12 protein-coding genes are annotated in these 15019 nt (G+C 73.4%); 1 reads left to right on the plus strand and 11 read right to left on the minus strand.

Annotation, left to right across the window (positions count from 1 at the left end):
* Positions 1–32: 32 nt before the first annotated feature.
* Both ACRRSS_RS05035 and ACRRSS_RS05040 read right to left on the minus strand, forming a co-directional pair.
* Positions 33–1529 carry a PP2C family serine/threonine-protein phosphatase gene (locus ACRRSS_RS05035; protein ID WP_435970006.1) on the minus strand — a complete coding sequence of 499 codons (1497 nt, stop codon included), beginning with the start codon at positions 1527–1529 and terminating at the stop codon, positions 33–35.
* 2 nt (positions 1530–1531) lie between these two features.
* Positions 1532–3805 carry a tetratricopeptide repeat protein gene (locus ACRRSS_RS05040; RefSeq protein ID WP_435970007.1) on the minus strand — a complete coding sequence of 758 codons (2274 nt, stop codon included), beginning with the start codon at positions 3803–3805 and terminating at the stop codon, positions 1532–1534.
* Here ACRRSS_RS05040 and ACRRSS_RS05045 point away from each other — a divergent pair.
* Complete coding sequence (locus ACRRSS_RS05045; protein WP_435970008.1) at positions 3783–4100, plus strand: hypothetical protein; 318 nt, start codon at positions 3783–3785, stop codon at positions 4098–4100. The genes ACRRSS_RS05040 and ACRRSS_RS05045 overlap by 23 nt on opposite strands.
* Before the next feature lie 42 nt (positions 4101–4142).
* Here ACRRSS_RS05045 and ACRRSS_RS05050 read toward each other — a convergent pair whose 3' ends face one another.
* From ACRRSS_RS05050 to ACRRSS_RS05090, 9 genes are all read right to left on the minus strand, one after another.
* Entirely contained in the window at positions 4143–5420 is a 1278-nt protein-coding gene (locus tag ACRRSS_RS05050; protein ID WP_435970009.1) for a hypothetical protein, read from the minus strand.
* Positions 5421–5475: 55 nt separating this feature from the next.
* Positions 5476–6513 (minus strand): glutamate ABC transporter substrate-binding protein, encoded by a 1038-nt coding sequence (locus tag ACRRSS_RS05055; protein ID WP_435970010.1) that lies wholly within the window; start codon positions 6511–6513, stop codon positions 5476–5478.
* A gap of 11 nt (positions 6514–6524) precedes the next feature.
* Positions 6525–7952: a hypothetical protein gene (locus ACRRSS_RS05060; protein WP_435970011.1), complete on the minus strand. Its 1428-nt coding sequence runs from the start codon at positions 7950–7952 to the stop codon at positions 6525–6527.
* A gap of 257 nt (positions 7953–8209) precedes the next feature.
* Positions 8210–9193, minus strand: a complete 984-nt coding sequence (locus tag ACRRSS_RS05065) for an N-acetylglucosamine kinase (protein WP_435975254.1) — start codon at positions 9191–9193, stop codon at positions 8210–8212.
* On the minus strand, positions 9190–10455 hold the full coding sequence (locus ACRRSS_RS05070; protein WP_435970012.1) for a 6-phospho-beta-glucosidase: 1266 nt from the start codon (positions 10453–10455) through the stop codon (positions 9190–9192). Before ACRRSS_RS05070 ends, ACRRSS_RS05065 begins: the two co-directional genes overlap by 4 nt.
* An 8-nt stretch (positions 10456–10463) precedes the next feature.
* Positions 10464–11351 carry a carbohydrate ABC transporter permease gene (locus ACRRSS_RS05075; RefSeq protein WP_435970013.1) on the minus strand — a complete coding sequence of 296 codons (888 nt, stop codon included), beginning with the start codon at positions 11349–11351 and terminating at the stop codon, positions 10464–10466.
* 3 nt (positions 11352–11354) lie between these two features.
* A complete protein-coding gene (locus tag ACRRSS_RS05080) occupies positions 11355–12353 on the minus strand; it encodes a carbohydrate ABC transporter permease (protein ID WP_435970014.1) in 999 nt (332 codons plus the stop codon).
* Between the two features lie 16 nt (positions 12354–12369).
* A complete protein-coding gene (locus ACRRSS_RS05085) occupies positions 12370–13716 on the minus strand; it encodes an ABC transporter substrate-binding protein (protein ID WP_435970015.1) in 1347 nt (448 codons plus the stop codon).
* 74 nt (positions 13717–13790) lie between these two features.
* Positions 13791–15002 carry an ROK family transcriptional regulator gene (locus ACRRSS_RS05090; protein WP_435970016.1) on the minus strand — a complete coding sequence of 404 codons (1212 nt, stop codon included), beginning with the start codon at positions 15000–15002 and terminating at the stop codon, positions 13791–13793.
* Positions 15003–15019: the final 17 nt, after the last annotated feature.

Raw genomic sequence — 15019 nt, forward strand, 5'->3', positions numbered from 1 at the left:
CAACGGTGTGGGGACAGGGGATCGGCGACCGCTCAGGCGGATCCTGCCCCTGGGGGAGTGACGGCGAACGGCACGAGCGCGACCGTGATGTTGTCGTGGCCTCCGCCGTCCAGGGCGTGGCCCACGAGGACCTGGGCGCTGTGCAGCGGGCGGTCGGCCGCGTCGGCCGGGACGACCCTGGCCATGTCGTCGGCGCCCTCCGCGTAGTTCCAGAGGCCGTCGGTGCAGACCACCACCACGCCGGAACGGTCCGGCTTGAACGCGGCCGTGTGCGGCTCCAGCTCGTAGGCGTCGGCGCCCAGCCAGCCGGTGATCGCGTGGGCCCGCTCGTCCGCGTACGCCTCGGCCTCGTTCATCAGGCCCGCCGCGACCATCTGTGCGGCCCACGAGTCGTCCTCGGTGAGGCGGGCGGCCGGGGTGGCCCGGTCGTCCGGCACCCAGTAGACGCGGCTGTCGCCGATCCAGCCCACCACGAGCAGTCCGTCGGTGACGACGGAACCCACGATGGTGCAGGCCGGGGCGTTGCGGTGGCGGTGCGGGTCGTGCTCCGTCCCCTCCTCGGCGGGTTCCTCCGCGAGGGAGTTGACGGCTTCGGCGGCGGCCACGATCGCCTCGTGCATCGCCTGCTGCGGGTGGGTGCCCCGGGGCAGCGCGGCGAGCAGGGAGGCGCCGGCCGCCTGTGCGGCGGCGGCGGAGGCCTCGTCGGGCCGGGTCGCCGAGGACACGCCGTCGCAGACGATCGCGACGGTGGCGGCCGAGCCGTCGGGGAGCGTGGTCGCGGAGACCGCGAAGGCGTCCTCGTTGCGGTGGTGGCGCAGTCCCCGGTCGCTGACGGCGGCCACGCCGGCGAGCTCCCGCTCCATGTGGTCGCGCTCGCGGGGCTGCGCGTGCCCGCAGTTCTCGCAGTAGCCGTCGGTGTCCACGCGCCCGGCCCGGCAGGCGACACAGAGGCCGGAGGCGGCGCCGGTCGCGTGGACCGGGGCGGCCGGAGTCGGAGCGGCGTGGGCCGGGGCGGCCGGAGCCGGGGCGGCGTGGGCCGGAGCCGGAGCGATGACCGGCGCCGCGCTCGCCTGGGCGGGCGGGACCACCGGAACGGGAGGGGCAGCCGGTACGGGCGGCGCGGTCGGCAACGGCGGTGCCGGGTTCGCCCGCACCGCCGTACGCGGATCGGGCGCGGCCAGTTCGAAGTCCCCGCTGCCCGCCGTGGTCTCCCCGGCGGAGGCGGGCGGCACCGGGCCGTCCGTGCGGACCGGCATCGTCGGCAGGTCCCGGCCACCGGAGTCGGTGCCCGGGAGGTCGCCCGGGTGCTGGGTCGCGGTCGACAGCGAACCGGGGTCCCGGGGCGGGGCGTCCGGCCAGGCCACCGGCGAGCCGATGGCCACGGTCGGGCGGTCCGGCTCGATCCCGGCGACCGGCACGGCCGTCAGGTCGTGGCCGCACGCCCCGCAGAACCGGTCACCCGACTCCAGGGGCTCCGCGCAGTCCGGGCAGGCGATGAGGCCGTGTGACGGCTTCGGCTTCTGGGACATCCTCACACCCACGTCCGGGGGCGGAAGCGGTTGGCCCGCTCCACCAGTTCGATCCTCTCCTCGCCCCGCTGGGCGAGCCGGGCCAGCACCCGGTACGAGCGTTCGAGGCCGAAGCGCAGTCCGCGCTCGTCCAGTTCACTTCCGAGCAGCAGCGTGCCGCCGCCCGGTTCCGCACCGGGACTCCCGGAGAGTACCCAGTCGAGGGCCGCTCCGAGGACCTCCGTCGACAACTGCTCCCGGCGCACCGCGTCCAGACCGAAGCCCTGGAGCGCGGAGACCTGCGCGGCGGCCGCCGTCAGGTCGGCGCCGAGCGGCTCCCACGCCGGGCGCCGCCGCAGCCGCGCCCGCACGGTCGCGACCCGGGCCGCCGTGTAGTGGATCGAGGCCTCCGGTACCGACTCCAGGGCCTGTACGGCTCCGGTGCGGTCGCCCGCCGCGAGCCGCACCCGGGCGAGCCCGAAGGCGGCGCTGACGAAACTGGGGTCGGTGGCCCACACCAGGCGGTAGTACTCGGCGGCGTTGTCGAGCTGGCCGAGCACCTCGGCACAGATCCCGAGGGCCAGCTTCGGCGACGGCTCGCCGGGAAAGGCGTCGTACACCGCGTCGAAGGCGAGCGCCGCGTGCTCGTGGTCGCCGGTCACCAGGGAGGTGAGACCCCGGTACCAGACGACCCGCCAGTCGTCCGGGTCCCGCTCCTCCAGGCCGGCCAGGGTCTGTACGGCGGAGGGCAGGTCGCCCAGCTCCAGCTGGGCCCGCAGGGTGCGCAGCCGCAGCTCGGCGGAGGGCGCGGGCGCGCCCTGGAGCGCGCCGAGCAGTTCGCCGGGGGCGGCGGCGGCCAGACCGGCGAGGAAACCGGCGTTGGGGTCGCCCGCGTCGACGCGCGGCACGGGCAGCGCGAGCGCGGTGGCGGGCGGGTCGAGCGGCGCGAGCAGCTCCCCGAGCCCCGGCCCCCGGGCCCCTGCGGGCACCCCGGTCCCGGCGACGGCACCGGGAGCACCGCCGGGAGCACCACTGGGCAGCGCCACGCCCGGAGCGCCGCCCGGGGCGGCAGCGGGCAGCGCCCGCTGCTTGCGGCCCCGCCGCGCCCCGAGCAGCGACACGTCCTCCGTCAGCTCGGCGAACAGGGTCGTGTCCGTGACCCGCACCTCCGTGCCGAACAGGGTCGACAGCGCCGGGCGCGGACGCCCCGACTGGAGCGCCACCACCTCCCGCAGCACACCCGTCAGCTGCTCCGCCATCTCCTGCGCGGAGGAGAACCGGCGGGCCGGGTCCGGGTCGGTGGCGCGGACCAGGAAGCGGTAGTACGACTCGTAGGTCCGGAAGACCGCGATGTGGTCCGGGTCGGGCAGCGAGTCCACGAAGACGTTCGTGTAGCCCTGGAAGTCGAAGGTCATCACGGCGAGCGTGCGCGCCACCGTGTACAGGTCGCTCGCCACCGAGGGGCCGACCTCGGCCACCTCCGGCGCCTGGTAGCCGACCGTGCCGTAGATCGCGGACTCGTCGTCGTCCATCCGCCGGACCGCGCCCATGTCGATGAGCTTGAGCTGGTCCTCGGACTGGATGGCGTTGTCGACCTTGAAGTCGCAGTACAGCAGGTTCCGGCTGTGCAGGTGCCCGAGTGCCTCCAGGGCCTCGATCCCGTACGCGCAGGCCTGCTCGACCGGCAGCGGATCGCGCCGGCCGTCCGGGGTGCGCCGGTCGTTGGCGATCTCCTTGAGCGACTTGCCGCCGACGTACTCCATGACGATGTAGCCGTCCAGGGAGCCGGTGCGCTGGTCGAGGTGCTCGACGAAGTTGTAGATGCGGACGATGTTGGAGTGCTCGATCTCGGCGAGGAAGCGGCGCTCGGAGATCGCGGCGGCCATGGCGTCCTGGTCGCCGGTGTCGAGCAGGCCCTTGAGGACGACCCACCGGTCGGAGACGGCCCGGTCGACGGCGAGGTAGACCCAGCCGAGGCCGCCGTGCGCGAGACAGCCCGCCACCTCGTACTGGCCGTGGACGATGTCCCCGCCGCGCAGCTTCGGGACGAAGGAGTACGGGTGGCCGCACGTGGTGCAGAAGCCCTCCGTACGGCCCGGCCGGTCACCGCGCGAACGGCCCACCGGCGCCCCGCAGTCGGAGCGGGAGCAGAATCGCTTCCGCTCGGGAACCTCGGGGTTCGCCATCACCGCGCCCCGAGGGTCGGGGCGCGGCACCTCCGGGATCGACACGAGGCCCGCGCCCAGCCGGTTCCGGGCGGACTGCCCGGTCGACGTGCCCGAACTGCGCACCGACACCGAGCGGGAGGAGCCGGCCCCGGAGAGCGAACGCGAGAGGCGCCCGGAGACCGAACGCCGGGAGGTCGAGGAGCGCGACGAGGCCCGCGAGGACGCCCGCGAACTGCTCCGCGAGGACGTCGAGTCGGTCCCCCCGACCCCGCCCGTGCCGGTGCCCCGGCCGGGCACGGCCATCCCGGTCGGCGTCGAGCCGATGAGTCCGCCGGGCGCGACCACCGGGGCGAGCCCGCAGGTGTCGCAGTACAGCTCGCCGCCTCCCATGTCCTCGTACGACCCCTCGCACGAAGGACGCTGACAGCTCCCCACGCCCGTCTCCCCGCTCACCACTGTTCCCCGCTCACCACTGTCGTCCTCCCGCGTCCCTCGGGCCGGACAGTACGTCCGCCGCCGCCTGCTGGTAGCGCAGTACGGCCTGTTCCGCGACCCGCAGATCGCAGGGCGCGCTCCACAGCATCCGGCGGGCCGCGTCGTACCGCTCCACGAGCAGCGGGTCCTCCGCCGCGCCCAGCCGGGCCACCTTCGCCTTGTACGCGTCGAGCCGGCCCCGCAGCTCGGCCCGGACCGCGAGCGGTGCCGTGACCGCGGTCAGCGACTCCCGGGCCCGCGTCAGCTCGTCCTCCGCCTCCCGCTCCAGGGACTCCAGGAGCGGGGAGAGACGGTGCCACTGGGCGTGCCTGCGGTACTCGGCGGCGGCCGCGAGCCGCTCCTGGAGCACGATCGGCGGCCCGCTGACGGCCGGCACCTCGGAGGCGGCGATCTTCGCGAGGACCTCCCCGCGTGCGGACCGCGCCTCCGCGAGCGTACGGTCCGCCCGCGAGAGCACGTCCCGCAGCCGCAGCAGCCGGTCCTCGGAGTCCTGCCGGACCGCGAGCACCGCCTCGATCTCGCGCCGTACGTCCTCCAGGGCGAGCGCCGCCCGGTCGTACCGCCCGGTGTCGGGGCGGCCCCCGCCGGGCGCCGAACTCCCCGCGGCCGGACGCCAGAACGCCAGCGGATCGGTCACCACCTGGGAGCGCAGCGCGGTCAGCTCGGCGGTGATGTCCTCCAGGTCGTCCCCGGCCGGGTGCTCCCCGGGCCGTACCCCGACCGAGTGCGCGAGCGAGCGCGTCCGGCCCAGTTCGGCGGCGAGCAGGTCTATCCGGGCGGGCAGCGCCGACCAGACGGCGTCGGCGGTGACCACCACGTCGAGGGAGGCCGCGTACAGCTCGTTCATCCGGCGGACGAGGCCCTCCAGGGTGAACCGCTCCGAGAGCAGCCCCTGTTCGCCCGCGCCGCCCGCGACGAGCACGCTCTCGCCGCGCAGCCGGTCGGTCAGCTCCAGGAGCTCGTCACGGCCGGGCCAGCGCCGCCGGGCGCGCACCTCACGGGCGTCCCGCAGGGCGCCGGTGTACACGTCGAAGCAGGTCCAGAGCAGGGTGATGGTCCGCTCGGTCGCCACCCAGCGGTCCCGGGTCGTGCCGGTCAGCTCGGCCCCTTCGAGCAGTCTGCGTCCCGCGTGGTCCTGGAGCGCGAGGAGCGAGTCCTCGACCGCCTTGTGCTCCGCGCCGAGCCGCGCCAGCGCACGGTCCACCTCGTCCCGGTCCATCACCGGCCCAGGAGGTCCCGTGACGCCCATCGATCACCTCTTCCACCGCGCGTACAGGGGTTGCGTGCCGGGGTCCCCGGCCGGGTCACTTGTACAGGGGGGCGGGCGGCCCGGATATCCCGGGCAGGTCCGCCTGGAGCCAGTGTCTGTACGCGGCCTGCCAGGGCCCGTTCCGGTACGCCACGAGGACCTGGTTGACCCGGCGGATCAGGTCGTCGTTGCCGAGCTTGGCGGCCACTCCGTAGAACTCGGTGGTGAACGGACGTCCCTTGAGCTCGACCGCCGGGTCCTGGGCGGCCTGGCCGGCCGCCAGGGCGTTGTCGGTGACGACCGCGTCGACCTCGCCCATCTGGAGCCTGGCCAGGCAGTCCAGCTGGTTGGGGACGGTCAGCAGGTCCTTGTCGTCCTTGGTGCCGTCGCGCTCGTCCTTGAACAGCGCGCCGAAGGAGTTCTCCTCCAGGGCCTCGTAGGCCGTGGAGCCCTCGGCGGTGCAGACCCGCTTGCCGCGCAGCGAGGAGTCGTAGCCGGTGATGTCCTGGGCGAGCTTGGGTGCCAGGACCTGCTGGCCGGCCTGGAAGTAGGCGGTGGAGAAGGCGACCTGCTGGATCCGCTTGCAGTTGATCGTCATCGTGCGCACGACGAGGTCGACCTTGCCGCTGTCGAGGGCGGCGATCCGCTGGTTGGTGGGGATCGCCCGGAAGATGACGGCGTCCTCGCTGCCCAGGATCGACTTGGCTATCGCCCGCGCCAGATCGATGTCGAAGCCCTCCAGGGCGCGTGTCTCCGGGTTCCGGTAGCCCCAGCGGTAGCTGGACTGGTCGACGCCGACGACCAGCTTCCCGCGGTCCTTGACGGCCCGGATCGACGGGCCGTCCGCCGAAGAGGGGGTGAGGGAGGCCTCCGGCCGCTCACAGGTGTCCGCCTTGATCTGGACCCCGGTGCCGACGCCGGGTCCGGGACCGTGCGTCCCGGGCGAGGCCGCCACGGCTCCGCCGTCGTGCGCCAGCGGAAGCAGCGTGAGCGAGGCGGTGAGCCCGCAGGCCACCGCCATGGCGGCCACCCCGCCCCAGCCCCGGAACCGCCGCGCCGTCCGCCGCACCAGCGGGTACGTGCCGCTCGGCATCCCGCCCCCTCTCACCGGTACTCCGACAGTCTGCGGTTGATGCCGAGCACGGCGCCCGCCGCGCCCAGGACCGCGAGGGCGGCGGCGCCCAGGGGCAGCGCCGTCAGCGCGTCCCTGGCGTCCCCGGCGGCACGGGTGAACTCGGCCTGCTCATGGGCGAGGGCCCGCTCCAGGGCCGCGTCGACCTGGTCGAAGGACTGCCCCGTCGTCTCCTCGGGGCCGACGATCCGGCCGAGGGCGCCCTCGAAGTCGCCGGCGTCGTCCTTCGCGCGAGCGTCCTTGTGGCGCTTCTGCCACTCGCCCGTACGGGAGGCGGCCTCGTCGACCGGGGTGCGGCCCGCGTCGTCGTCGGACCGTTCCCGGGCCGTGGCCAGCGCGTCCGTCAGGGCGCCCATGCTCGCCGCGTACTCCGCCTCGTACCTGTCGTTCTTCCCGTCCTCGGTGAGGACGGCGCCCCGGGCGACCAGGGTCAGGTTCTCGTTGGCGCGGGCCGTGAGCGAGCTGATCCGGGCGACGTTGAGGACCTGGAGGGACTCCTGTCCGTCCACCCGCGCGCTCTCCAGGCCGGTGCGCGCGACGGTGTGCGCGGCGAGGAGCCAGAGCACGACGACGACGGTGGCGGCGGTGGCGGCGAGCAGCCCGTGGTTGAAGACCCGGTGCGTCCTCGCGTAGTTGCGGCGCTGGGCCCAGACGAGGGCGGCGAGGGCGAGCAGGCCCAGACCGAGGGAGAGGAAGGGCCAGGTGCGGGCCGACTCGTCGTCCTCCCGGAGCCGGACCGTCTCCGCCGCGTAGAGCCGCTCGGCCGCGGGGAGCAGGGTGCTGGTCATCTGCTGGTTGGCGTACCGCAGATAGGCCCCGCCCAGCGGCAGGCCCTGCCGGTTGGCGGCCCGGGCGCGCTCGACCAGGCCCGTGTAGCGGGGGAGCTGTTCGTTCAGGGTGGCGATCTCGCGGGCCGACTCGCCCGAACCGTCGGTGCCGGCGGCGGCCTTGACGAGGAGCCGGGCGGCGGTGGCGATGTCCCGGTCGTACCGCGCGCGGGACTCCGCGGGCTCCAGCGTGCCCGCGAGGAAGCCGCTGGCGGCGGTGGTGTCCGCGTCGGCCAGGGAGCGGTAGATCGCGGCGGCGTCGGCGGAGAGCGGCTGGCTGCGGCTGACGACGTCGTCGGCGGCGCCGGCCCGGTCGTCGACCTGGAGGGCGGTGACGGCGCCGAACGCGACGACGAGCAGCGCGAGGACGGCCCCGAGGATCTGGAGCCGGCCGGGCTCGGTCGTCGTGGCGACCCGCAGCCGCTCCCGCCCCACGGCCCAGGCGCCCCGTCCCGCGGGCGGGGCGGCGCCGGGCGCGGGCGACGGCTGCGCGGGCACGCCGGCCGGGCGCGCCGGCGCGTGCGCCGTGCTCCGCGCCGCCGGGGCGGCAGGTGCGTTCGGCGGGTGTGTCACGTGACCTCCCCCTCGGTCGCCGACTTCGGCCGGTCCGGCCTGCAGTATGGCCGCAGGGGGCCGTCCGCACACCGGGATTGACTGGATCTTGTTCCTATCGTGCCGTATGCCCCCGGCACATCCGCAGGCGAATCCCCTCACTCTGAATACGTCGCCGGGCCGTGATCGGTTCCGTCCCGGACATCGCTCGAACAGGTGAACATGGTCGCGGGGCGCCTCTTCCCGCCGAAGAGACGCCCCGCCAATCACCCCGCACCTCAGGCCCCGTAGCGCTCCCGCAGCCGGGCCGCCGCCTCCGGTCCCGCCGCCACCTCGTCCAGGGCGAGCAGCCCCGCCCCGAGCACGGGCGGTGCCGTCACGAAGCCGATGACGGCCTTCGGCGCCCGCTCGGCGAGGAGTTCACGGATCCGCTCCTCCAACTGCGGGTGGCGCGCGGCGAGCACGCTGCCGCCCAGCATCACCGGAGCCTCCTCCTCCAGGAGGCCGAGCCGCCCCAGGGCGACCGCCGACAGGGCGACGACCTCCTCGGCGAGCCGGCGCACCAGCGAGAGCGCCACCGGGTCGCCCTCCGCGCTCACCCGGAAGAGCACGGGCGTCAGCTCGTGCCGGCGCTCGACGGGCACCCGACCCAGGTGCAGCGCCTCGATCAGCGCGTACATCGACTCCAGACCGAAGTGCGCGGGCAGCGCGCGCGCCAGCTCGGACGGCTCGCCGCGCCCGTCCTCGGCGCGCGCCGCGAACCAGAGCGCCTCCTCGGCCATGCCGCTGCCGCCGCCCCAGTCGCCGGAGAGCTTCCCGATCGCGGGGAACCGGGCGGTCCGCCCGTCCGGGGTCATGCCGACGCAGTTGATCCCCGCCCCGCACACCACCGCGACACCGCGCGGCTCGTCGAGCCCGGCCCGCAGGATCGCGAAGGTGTCGTTGTGCACCCGCACCGACCGGCTCCAGCCCCTGTCGAGGATCTCGGCCTGGAGCGCGGTCTCCTCGACGGGCAGGTCGGCGTTGGCGAGACAGGCCGCGACATGGGCGAACGCGGGGGAGAGACCGGCGCCGCCGGCCTCCGCCCACGCCCGCCCGACGATCTGCGCCAGCGTGTCGACGGCCGTCGACACGCCCACCACCGGCGGCTGGAACCCGCCGCCGCGCGCCGCCCCCAGGACGGCGCCGTCCCGGGAGAGGACCGCGACGTCGGTCTTGCTGTTCCCCGCGTCGACCGCGAGGAGGGCGCCGTTCAGGTTCACGCCCACGCCAGGTGCTCCCGGTTGTGCGCGATCAGCCGGTCGGTGAGCCCGTCGGCGTACGCGTACTGCCCCACCAGCGGGTGCGCGAGCAGGGCCTTGAACACCCGGTCCCGGCCGCCGCGCAGCGCCGCTTCGAGGGCCAGGTCCTCGTAGGCCGTGACGTTCGCGATGAGACCGGCGTACAGCGGGTCCACCGGGGCGACCGGCAGCGGCGCGGCACCGTGGGCGCCGACCGCGGCCTGCGTCTCGATGACGGCGTCGTCCGGCAGGAACGGCAGCGTGCCGTTGTTGTAGGTGTTCACCACCTGGTACGGCGAACCGCCTCCGCCCAGCAGGGACGCGGCCAGGTCCACGGCCGCCTCCGAGTAGAAGGCGCCGCCGCGCTTGGCGAGCAGGGCCGGCTTCTCGTCGAGCGCCGGGTCCCCGTACAGGTCGAGGAGTTCCTTCTCCATCGCGGCGACCTCGGCGGCCCGCGAGGGCTTCGTGCCGAGCTCCCGCACCACCTCGTCGTGTGCGTAGAAGTACCGCAGGTAGTACGAGGGGACGACACCGAGCCGGTCCAGGACCGGGCGCGGCAGCCGCAGGTCGTCGGCGACCGCGTCGCCGTGCTCGGCGAGCAGCCGGGGCAGCACGTTCTCGCCCTCGGGGCCCCCGAGGCGTACCGCCCGCTCCCAGGTCAGGTGGTTGAGCCCGACGTGGTCCAGGTGGACCTCGGACGGGGCGACGCCGAGGAGCGCCGCGAACTTCCGCTGGAAGCCGATGGCCACGTTGCACAGTCCGACGGCCTTGTGCCCGGCCTGGAGCAGTGCGCGCGTGACGATGCCGACGGGGTTGGTGAAGTCGATGATCCAGGCGTCCGGGTTGGTGCGCCGGACCCGCTCGGCGATGTCCAGGACCACCGGGACCGTGCGGAGCGCCTTGGCGAGACCGCCGGCGCCGGTGGTCTCCTGGCCGACGCAGCCGCACTCCAGCGGCCAGGTCTCGTCCTGCTGCCGGGCGGCCTGCCCGCCGACCCGCAGCTGCAGCAGGACGGCGTCGGCGCCCTCGACCCCGGCGTCGAGGTCGGTGGTGGTGGCGATCCTCCCCGCGTGGTCCTGCTTGGCGAAGATGCGCCGGGCGAGCCCGCCGACCAGTTCGAGCCGGTCGGCGGCCGGGTCGACGAGGACGAGTTCGGTGATGGGCAGGGTGTCGCGCAGGCGCGCGAAGCCGTCGATCAGTTCGGGGGTGTAGGTGGAACCGCCCCCCACGACAGTGAGCTTCATGGTGTGAGTCAGCCCTTCACTCCGGTCAGTGTGACTCCCTCGACGAACGCCTTCTGGGCGAAGAAGAAGACGAGGATCACAGGGGCCATGACCAGGACGGTCGCGGCCATGGTCAGGTTCCAGTCGGTGTGGTGCGCGCCCTTGAAGGACTCCAGGCCGTAACTGAGCGTCCAGGCGCCCGGGTTCTCGGAGGCGTAGATCTGCGGCCCGAAGTAGTCGTTCCAGCAGTAGAAGAACTGGAACAGGGCGACGGCGGCGATGCCGGGCCTCGCCATCGGGAGCACGATCCGGATCAGGGTGCGGAACTCGCCGCACCCGTCGATCCGGGCGGCCTCGACGTACTCGTTCGGGATGGTCAGCAGGAACTGGCGCAGCAGGAAGATGGCGAACGCGTCACCGAAGACCATCGGGATGATCAGCGGCCACAGGGTGCCGGAGAGGTCCATCTGCTTGGCCCAGAACAGGTACATCGGGATGATGACGACCTGCGGCGGCAGCATCATCATCGAGATGACGAGCAGCAGCGACAGGTGCCGGCCGCGGAAGCGGAACTTGGCGAGCGCGTACGCCACGGGTATCGAGGACACCACGACGAGGACGGTGCCGAGGCCCGCGTACAGCAGGGAGTTCCGCCACCAGGTGAGGAAGCCCTCGGCCTGGAAGACCTTGACGTAGTTGTCCCAGTGCCAGGAGTTCGGCGTCAGGTCCCGGGTGAGCGCCTGGTCGTCGCTCATCAGGGAGGTGAGGAGGACGAAGACGAACGGGAGGACGAAGAACAGGGCGGCGGCGACGCCGAGCGAGTGCACGGCGATCCAGTGGAGCAGCGCCTTGCGGCGGGCCTGCTTCAGGGCGGGGCTCGCCGTCCCGGCGCGGTCGGGGAGCGTTGCGGTCGTCATGGTTCAGTCACCCGAGCCGATCAGGCCGCCGCGCCGCCGCATCAGGAGCGCGGTGAAGGCCATGGAGAAGGCGAAGAGCACCAGCGCCACCACACAGGCCGCGCCGTAGTTGAACTGGCTGAAGCCGAGGCTGTAGACGAGCTGCGGCAGGGTCAGCGTGGAGTCGTCCGGATGGCCGGGGACGAAGGTGACGCCGGAGCCGCCCATCACGCCCGAGGCGAGCTTGGAGGCCACGATCGGCTGCGTGTAGTACTGCATCGCGCCGATGATCCCGGTGACGACCGCGAAGAGCACGATCGGCGAGATGTTCGGCAGCGTGATGTAGCGGAACCGCTGCCAGGGGGACGCGCCGTCCAGCTCGGCGGCCTCGTACTGCTCCTTCGGTACGTCGAGCAGGGCGGCCATGAAGATGACCATGAGGTCGCCGACGCCCCACACGGCGAGGACCGTCAGGGCCGGCTTGGCCCAGTCCGCGTCGTTGAACCAGGAGGGGGCGGGGATGCCGACCGCCTCCAGGAGCGAGTTGACCGGTCCGGTGCCGGGGTTGAGCAGGAAGACGAAGGCGAGCGTGGCCGCCACCGGCGGGGCCAGGTACGGCAGGTAGAAGAGGGTGCGGAAGACTCCGGCGCCCGTCTTGATCTTGGTGATCAGCATCCCGACGCCGAGGCCGAAGACGACCCGGCAGGAGACCATCACGACGGCCAGCCAGAGGGTGTTCCGCAGGGCGGGCCAGAACTGGGGCAGGTCGGAGAAGACGTACGACCAGTTGTCCATGCCCCGCCAGGTCGGCGGGTTGAGGCCGTCGTACCGCATGAACGAGAAGTACAGCGTGGAGACGAGCGGATAGGCGAAGAAGACGCCGAATCCGATCAGCCAGGGCGACATGAACGCCAGGGTGCGGAGCGCGTTGCGCCGGCGTTTGTGCCGCAGCGTGTTGCGTCCTCCGGGGGAGGGGGCGGCCGGGGCGGCCGCCTCCTTCGCGGGCAGGGTGTCCGTGCTCATGGGTGGGTCCCGGCCGTCACTTCGCCGCGGCGATGTCGCGGTCGATCTGGGCCGCGGTGTCCGCGAGGCCCTTCTTCAGGTCGGTGACCTGGCCCTTCTCGTACCGCTGGGCGAACTTCTGGAGGGTGTCCTGGTAGGCCGAGCCGTTGACCGCGCCGTCCGAGGTGGTGGAGGCGGGGTGCCGGGCGATGTCCAGGAAGGTCTTGAAGCGCGCGTCGAACTTCAGGTTCGGGGACTTCAGCGCCTCCAGGGTGGAGGGAACGTTGCCGATGTCGTTGGCGAAGCCCACCACGGCCTCGGTGTCCGTGGTCATGTACTTGACCAGCTCCCAGGCGGCGTTCTGCTTCTTGCTCTGCGGGGCGATGCCCATGATCGTGCCGGAGAGGTAGCCCTTGCCGTACTCGGCGATCTCGTCGTCGGCGACCGGCAGCGGCGCGACGCCGACGTCGAACGTCACCCCGGCGTTCTTGACGAAGTTCAGCCGCCACTCGCCGTCCAGCTGCATGGCGACCTGGCCGGTGTGGAAGGGGTGCTTGGCGCCCCACTCGTCACCGAAGGTGCTGCGGTACTTGTCGAGCTTCTGGAAGCCGCCCAGGGCGTCCACCAGGGACTTCTGGTACGTCATCATCTCGGCGAACGCCGGGTCCTTCGCGACGGCCGACGTGCCGTCCGCGCCGAAGTACCCGTCGTGCTTCCACTGCGACATGTAGTGCGAGACGACGGTCTCGTAGCCGAGGTAGTTCGGCATGAAGCCGACCCGCTCGTAGGAGTCGCCCTTGGCCTTGGTGAGCGCCTTGGCGACCTCGGTGAACTGGGACCAGGTCTTCGGCGGGGCCTCGGGGTCGAGGCCGGCCGCCTTGAACGCGTCCTTGTTGTAGTAGAGGCCGTACGCGTCGGAGAGCAGCGGGAGGGAGCAGCGCTTGCCCTCGAACTGCGTGTACGACTGGAGGACCTTCGGGAAGATCTTGTCCAGGTCCAGCTTGTCCTTCTCGATGAAGGGCTTGAGGTCGGCGAGCGAGCCCGAGGCGCAGAACTTGCCGACGTTGGCCGTCGTGAAGGAGGAGACGACGTCCGGGCCGTTCGACCCGCCCGCGCGCAGCGCCTGGCCCAGCTTGTCGTCGTTGATGTTGCCGACGACCTTCACCTTGATGTTCGGGTGGGCCTTCTCGAAGCGGGCGACGCCGGCCTCGATGGCCTTGACCTCGGCGGGGGCCACCCAGCCGTGCCAGAAGGTGATGGTCGTCCGTGCCTTGGGGTCGTCGGAGGCCGCGTTGTCCGCGGAGCCCGTACAGGCGGAGGCGAAGAGGGCGATCGAGGCGGTGGCGGCCAGTGCGGCGGCCGCTCTGCGCGGACGTACGGGCATGACGGTGTCTCCCTGTGGCGGAGGGCTTACGGGGGAAAGGGTTGGAGCGATGGGGCGGTGAGTCGGTCGGTGGGTCAGCGCGAGGTGTCGAAGACCTCGTCGCGCGTGGTGGCGAGGGCGCTCTCGAGTGCGCCGCGCAGCACGGGGTGCCGGGACACCGCGGCGAGGACGAGCCGTGGCCGGGAGGCGGCGAGGTCGGCGAGTTCGGACTGGACGCGGGCGCGGAGGGGTTCGCCGCCCGCGAGCAGGGCGGGGCCCGAGAGCACGACCAGTTCGGGGTCGAGGACCGCGACGATCGAGGCGAGTCCGGTGGCGAGGCGCTCGGCGTACCGGTCGAGCAGCTCCGCGTACCGGGGGTCCTCGGTGTGTGCCTCGACGGCGTGGGCGAGCAGCCGGGCGGCGACCTCCACGTAGGGCTGGTCGGGGGTGTCGATCCCGGCGGCGCGGGCGATCCGGGGGAGGGACTGGACGCCCGCGAGCTCCTGGAAGCCGCCGGAGTTGGCCTTGGCGACCTGCCGTACGAGCGGGGTGCCGGGCACGGGCAGGAAGCCGACCTCACCGGCGCCGCCGGTGAAGCCGCGGTGCAGCCGCCCGCCGAGGACGAGGGCGGCACCCAGGCCCGCCTCGTTCCACAGGAGGGCGAAGTCCGTGTGGCCGCGGGCGGCGCCGACGCGCTGCTCGGCGACGGCGACGAGGTTGACGTCGTTCTCGTACTCGAACGGGGGCAGGACGGCGGCCAGCTCCTCCAGGAGGGTGGGGGAGTGCCAGCCGGGCAGGTGGGAGGCGTACCGCAGGCGCCCGGTGGCCGGGTCGAAGGCGCCGGGGGTGCCGATGACCAGGCGCCGGACGTCCTCGCGGGTGATCCCGGCGGCCTTGACGGCCCCGTCGAGGGCGTCGGTGACCTGGCGGACGACGCCGGACGCGGCGCGGCCGGGGGTGCGGAGCTCGTACTCGCCGACGATCTCGCCCGTGATGTCGGCGACGGCGGCGCGGATGCGGACCGGGGTGACGTCGAGCCCGGCGGCGTACGCGGCCCGCGCGTTCACCGCGTAGAGCTGGGCGTTCGGCCCGGGCCGGCCTTCGGTGGTACCGGTGGCGACGACGAGACCGGCCGCTTCGAGGCGGGCGAGCAGCTGGGAGGCGGTCGGCTTGGACAGGCCGGTGAGCTTGCCGATCCGGGTCCGCGAGAGGGGGCCGTGTTCCAGGAGCAGGTCCAGGGCGGCGCGGTCGTTCATGGCGCGCAGGACGCGCGGCGTGCCGGGTGTTACCGGGGTCGTACCGGCCATGAGGTCGCACCTGCCCT

The sequence above is a fragment of the Streptomyces sp. Qhu_M48 genome (assembly GCF_051305195.1).
GTDB lineage: Bacteria > Actinomycetota > Actinomycetes > Streptomycetales > Streptomycetaceae > Streptomyces.

Bases quoted from the DNA above. Each gene is read 5' to 3' on its own strand.
- ACRRSS_RS05035 (WP_435970006.1), bottom strand. From the start codon at position 1,529: ATGTCCCAGAAGCCGAAGCCGTCACACGGCCTCATCGCCTGCCCGGAC.
- ACRRSS_RS05050 (WP_435970009.1), bottom strand. From the start codon at position 5,420: ATGGGCGTCACGGGACCTCCTGGGCCGGTGATGGACCGGGACGAGGTG.
- ACRRSS_RS05055 (WP_435970010.1), bottom strand. From the start codon at position 6,513: ATGCCGAGCGGCACGTACCCGCTGGTGCGGCGGACGGCGCGGCGGTTC.
- ACRRSS_RS05070 (WP_435970012.1), bottom strand. From the start codon at position 10,455: ATGAAGCTCACTGTCGTGGGGGGCGGTTCCACCTACACCCCCGAACTG.
- ACRRSS_RS05075 (WP_435970013.1), bottom strand. From the start codon at position 11,351: ATGACGACCGCAACGCTCCCCGACCGCGCCGGGACGGCGAGCCCCGCC.
- ACRRSS_RS05080 (WP_435970014.1), bottom strand. From the start codon at position 12,353: ATGAGCACGGACACCCTGCCCGCGAAGGAGGCGGCCGCCCCGGCCGCC.
- ACRRSS_RS05085 (WP_435970015.1), bottom strand. From the start codon at position 13,716: ATGCCCGTACGTCCGCGCAGAGCGGCCGCCGCACTGGCCGCCACCGCC.
- ACRRSS_RS05090 (WP_435970016.1), bottom strand. From the start codon at position 15,002: ATGGCCGGTACGACCCCGGTAACACCCGGCACGCCGCGCGTCCTGCGC.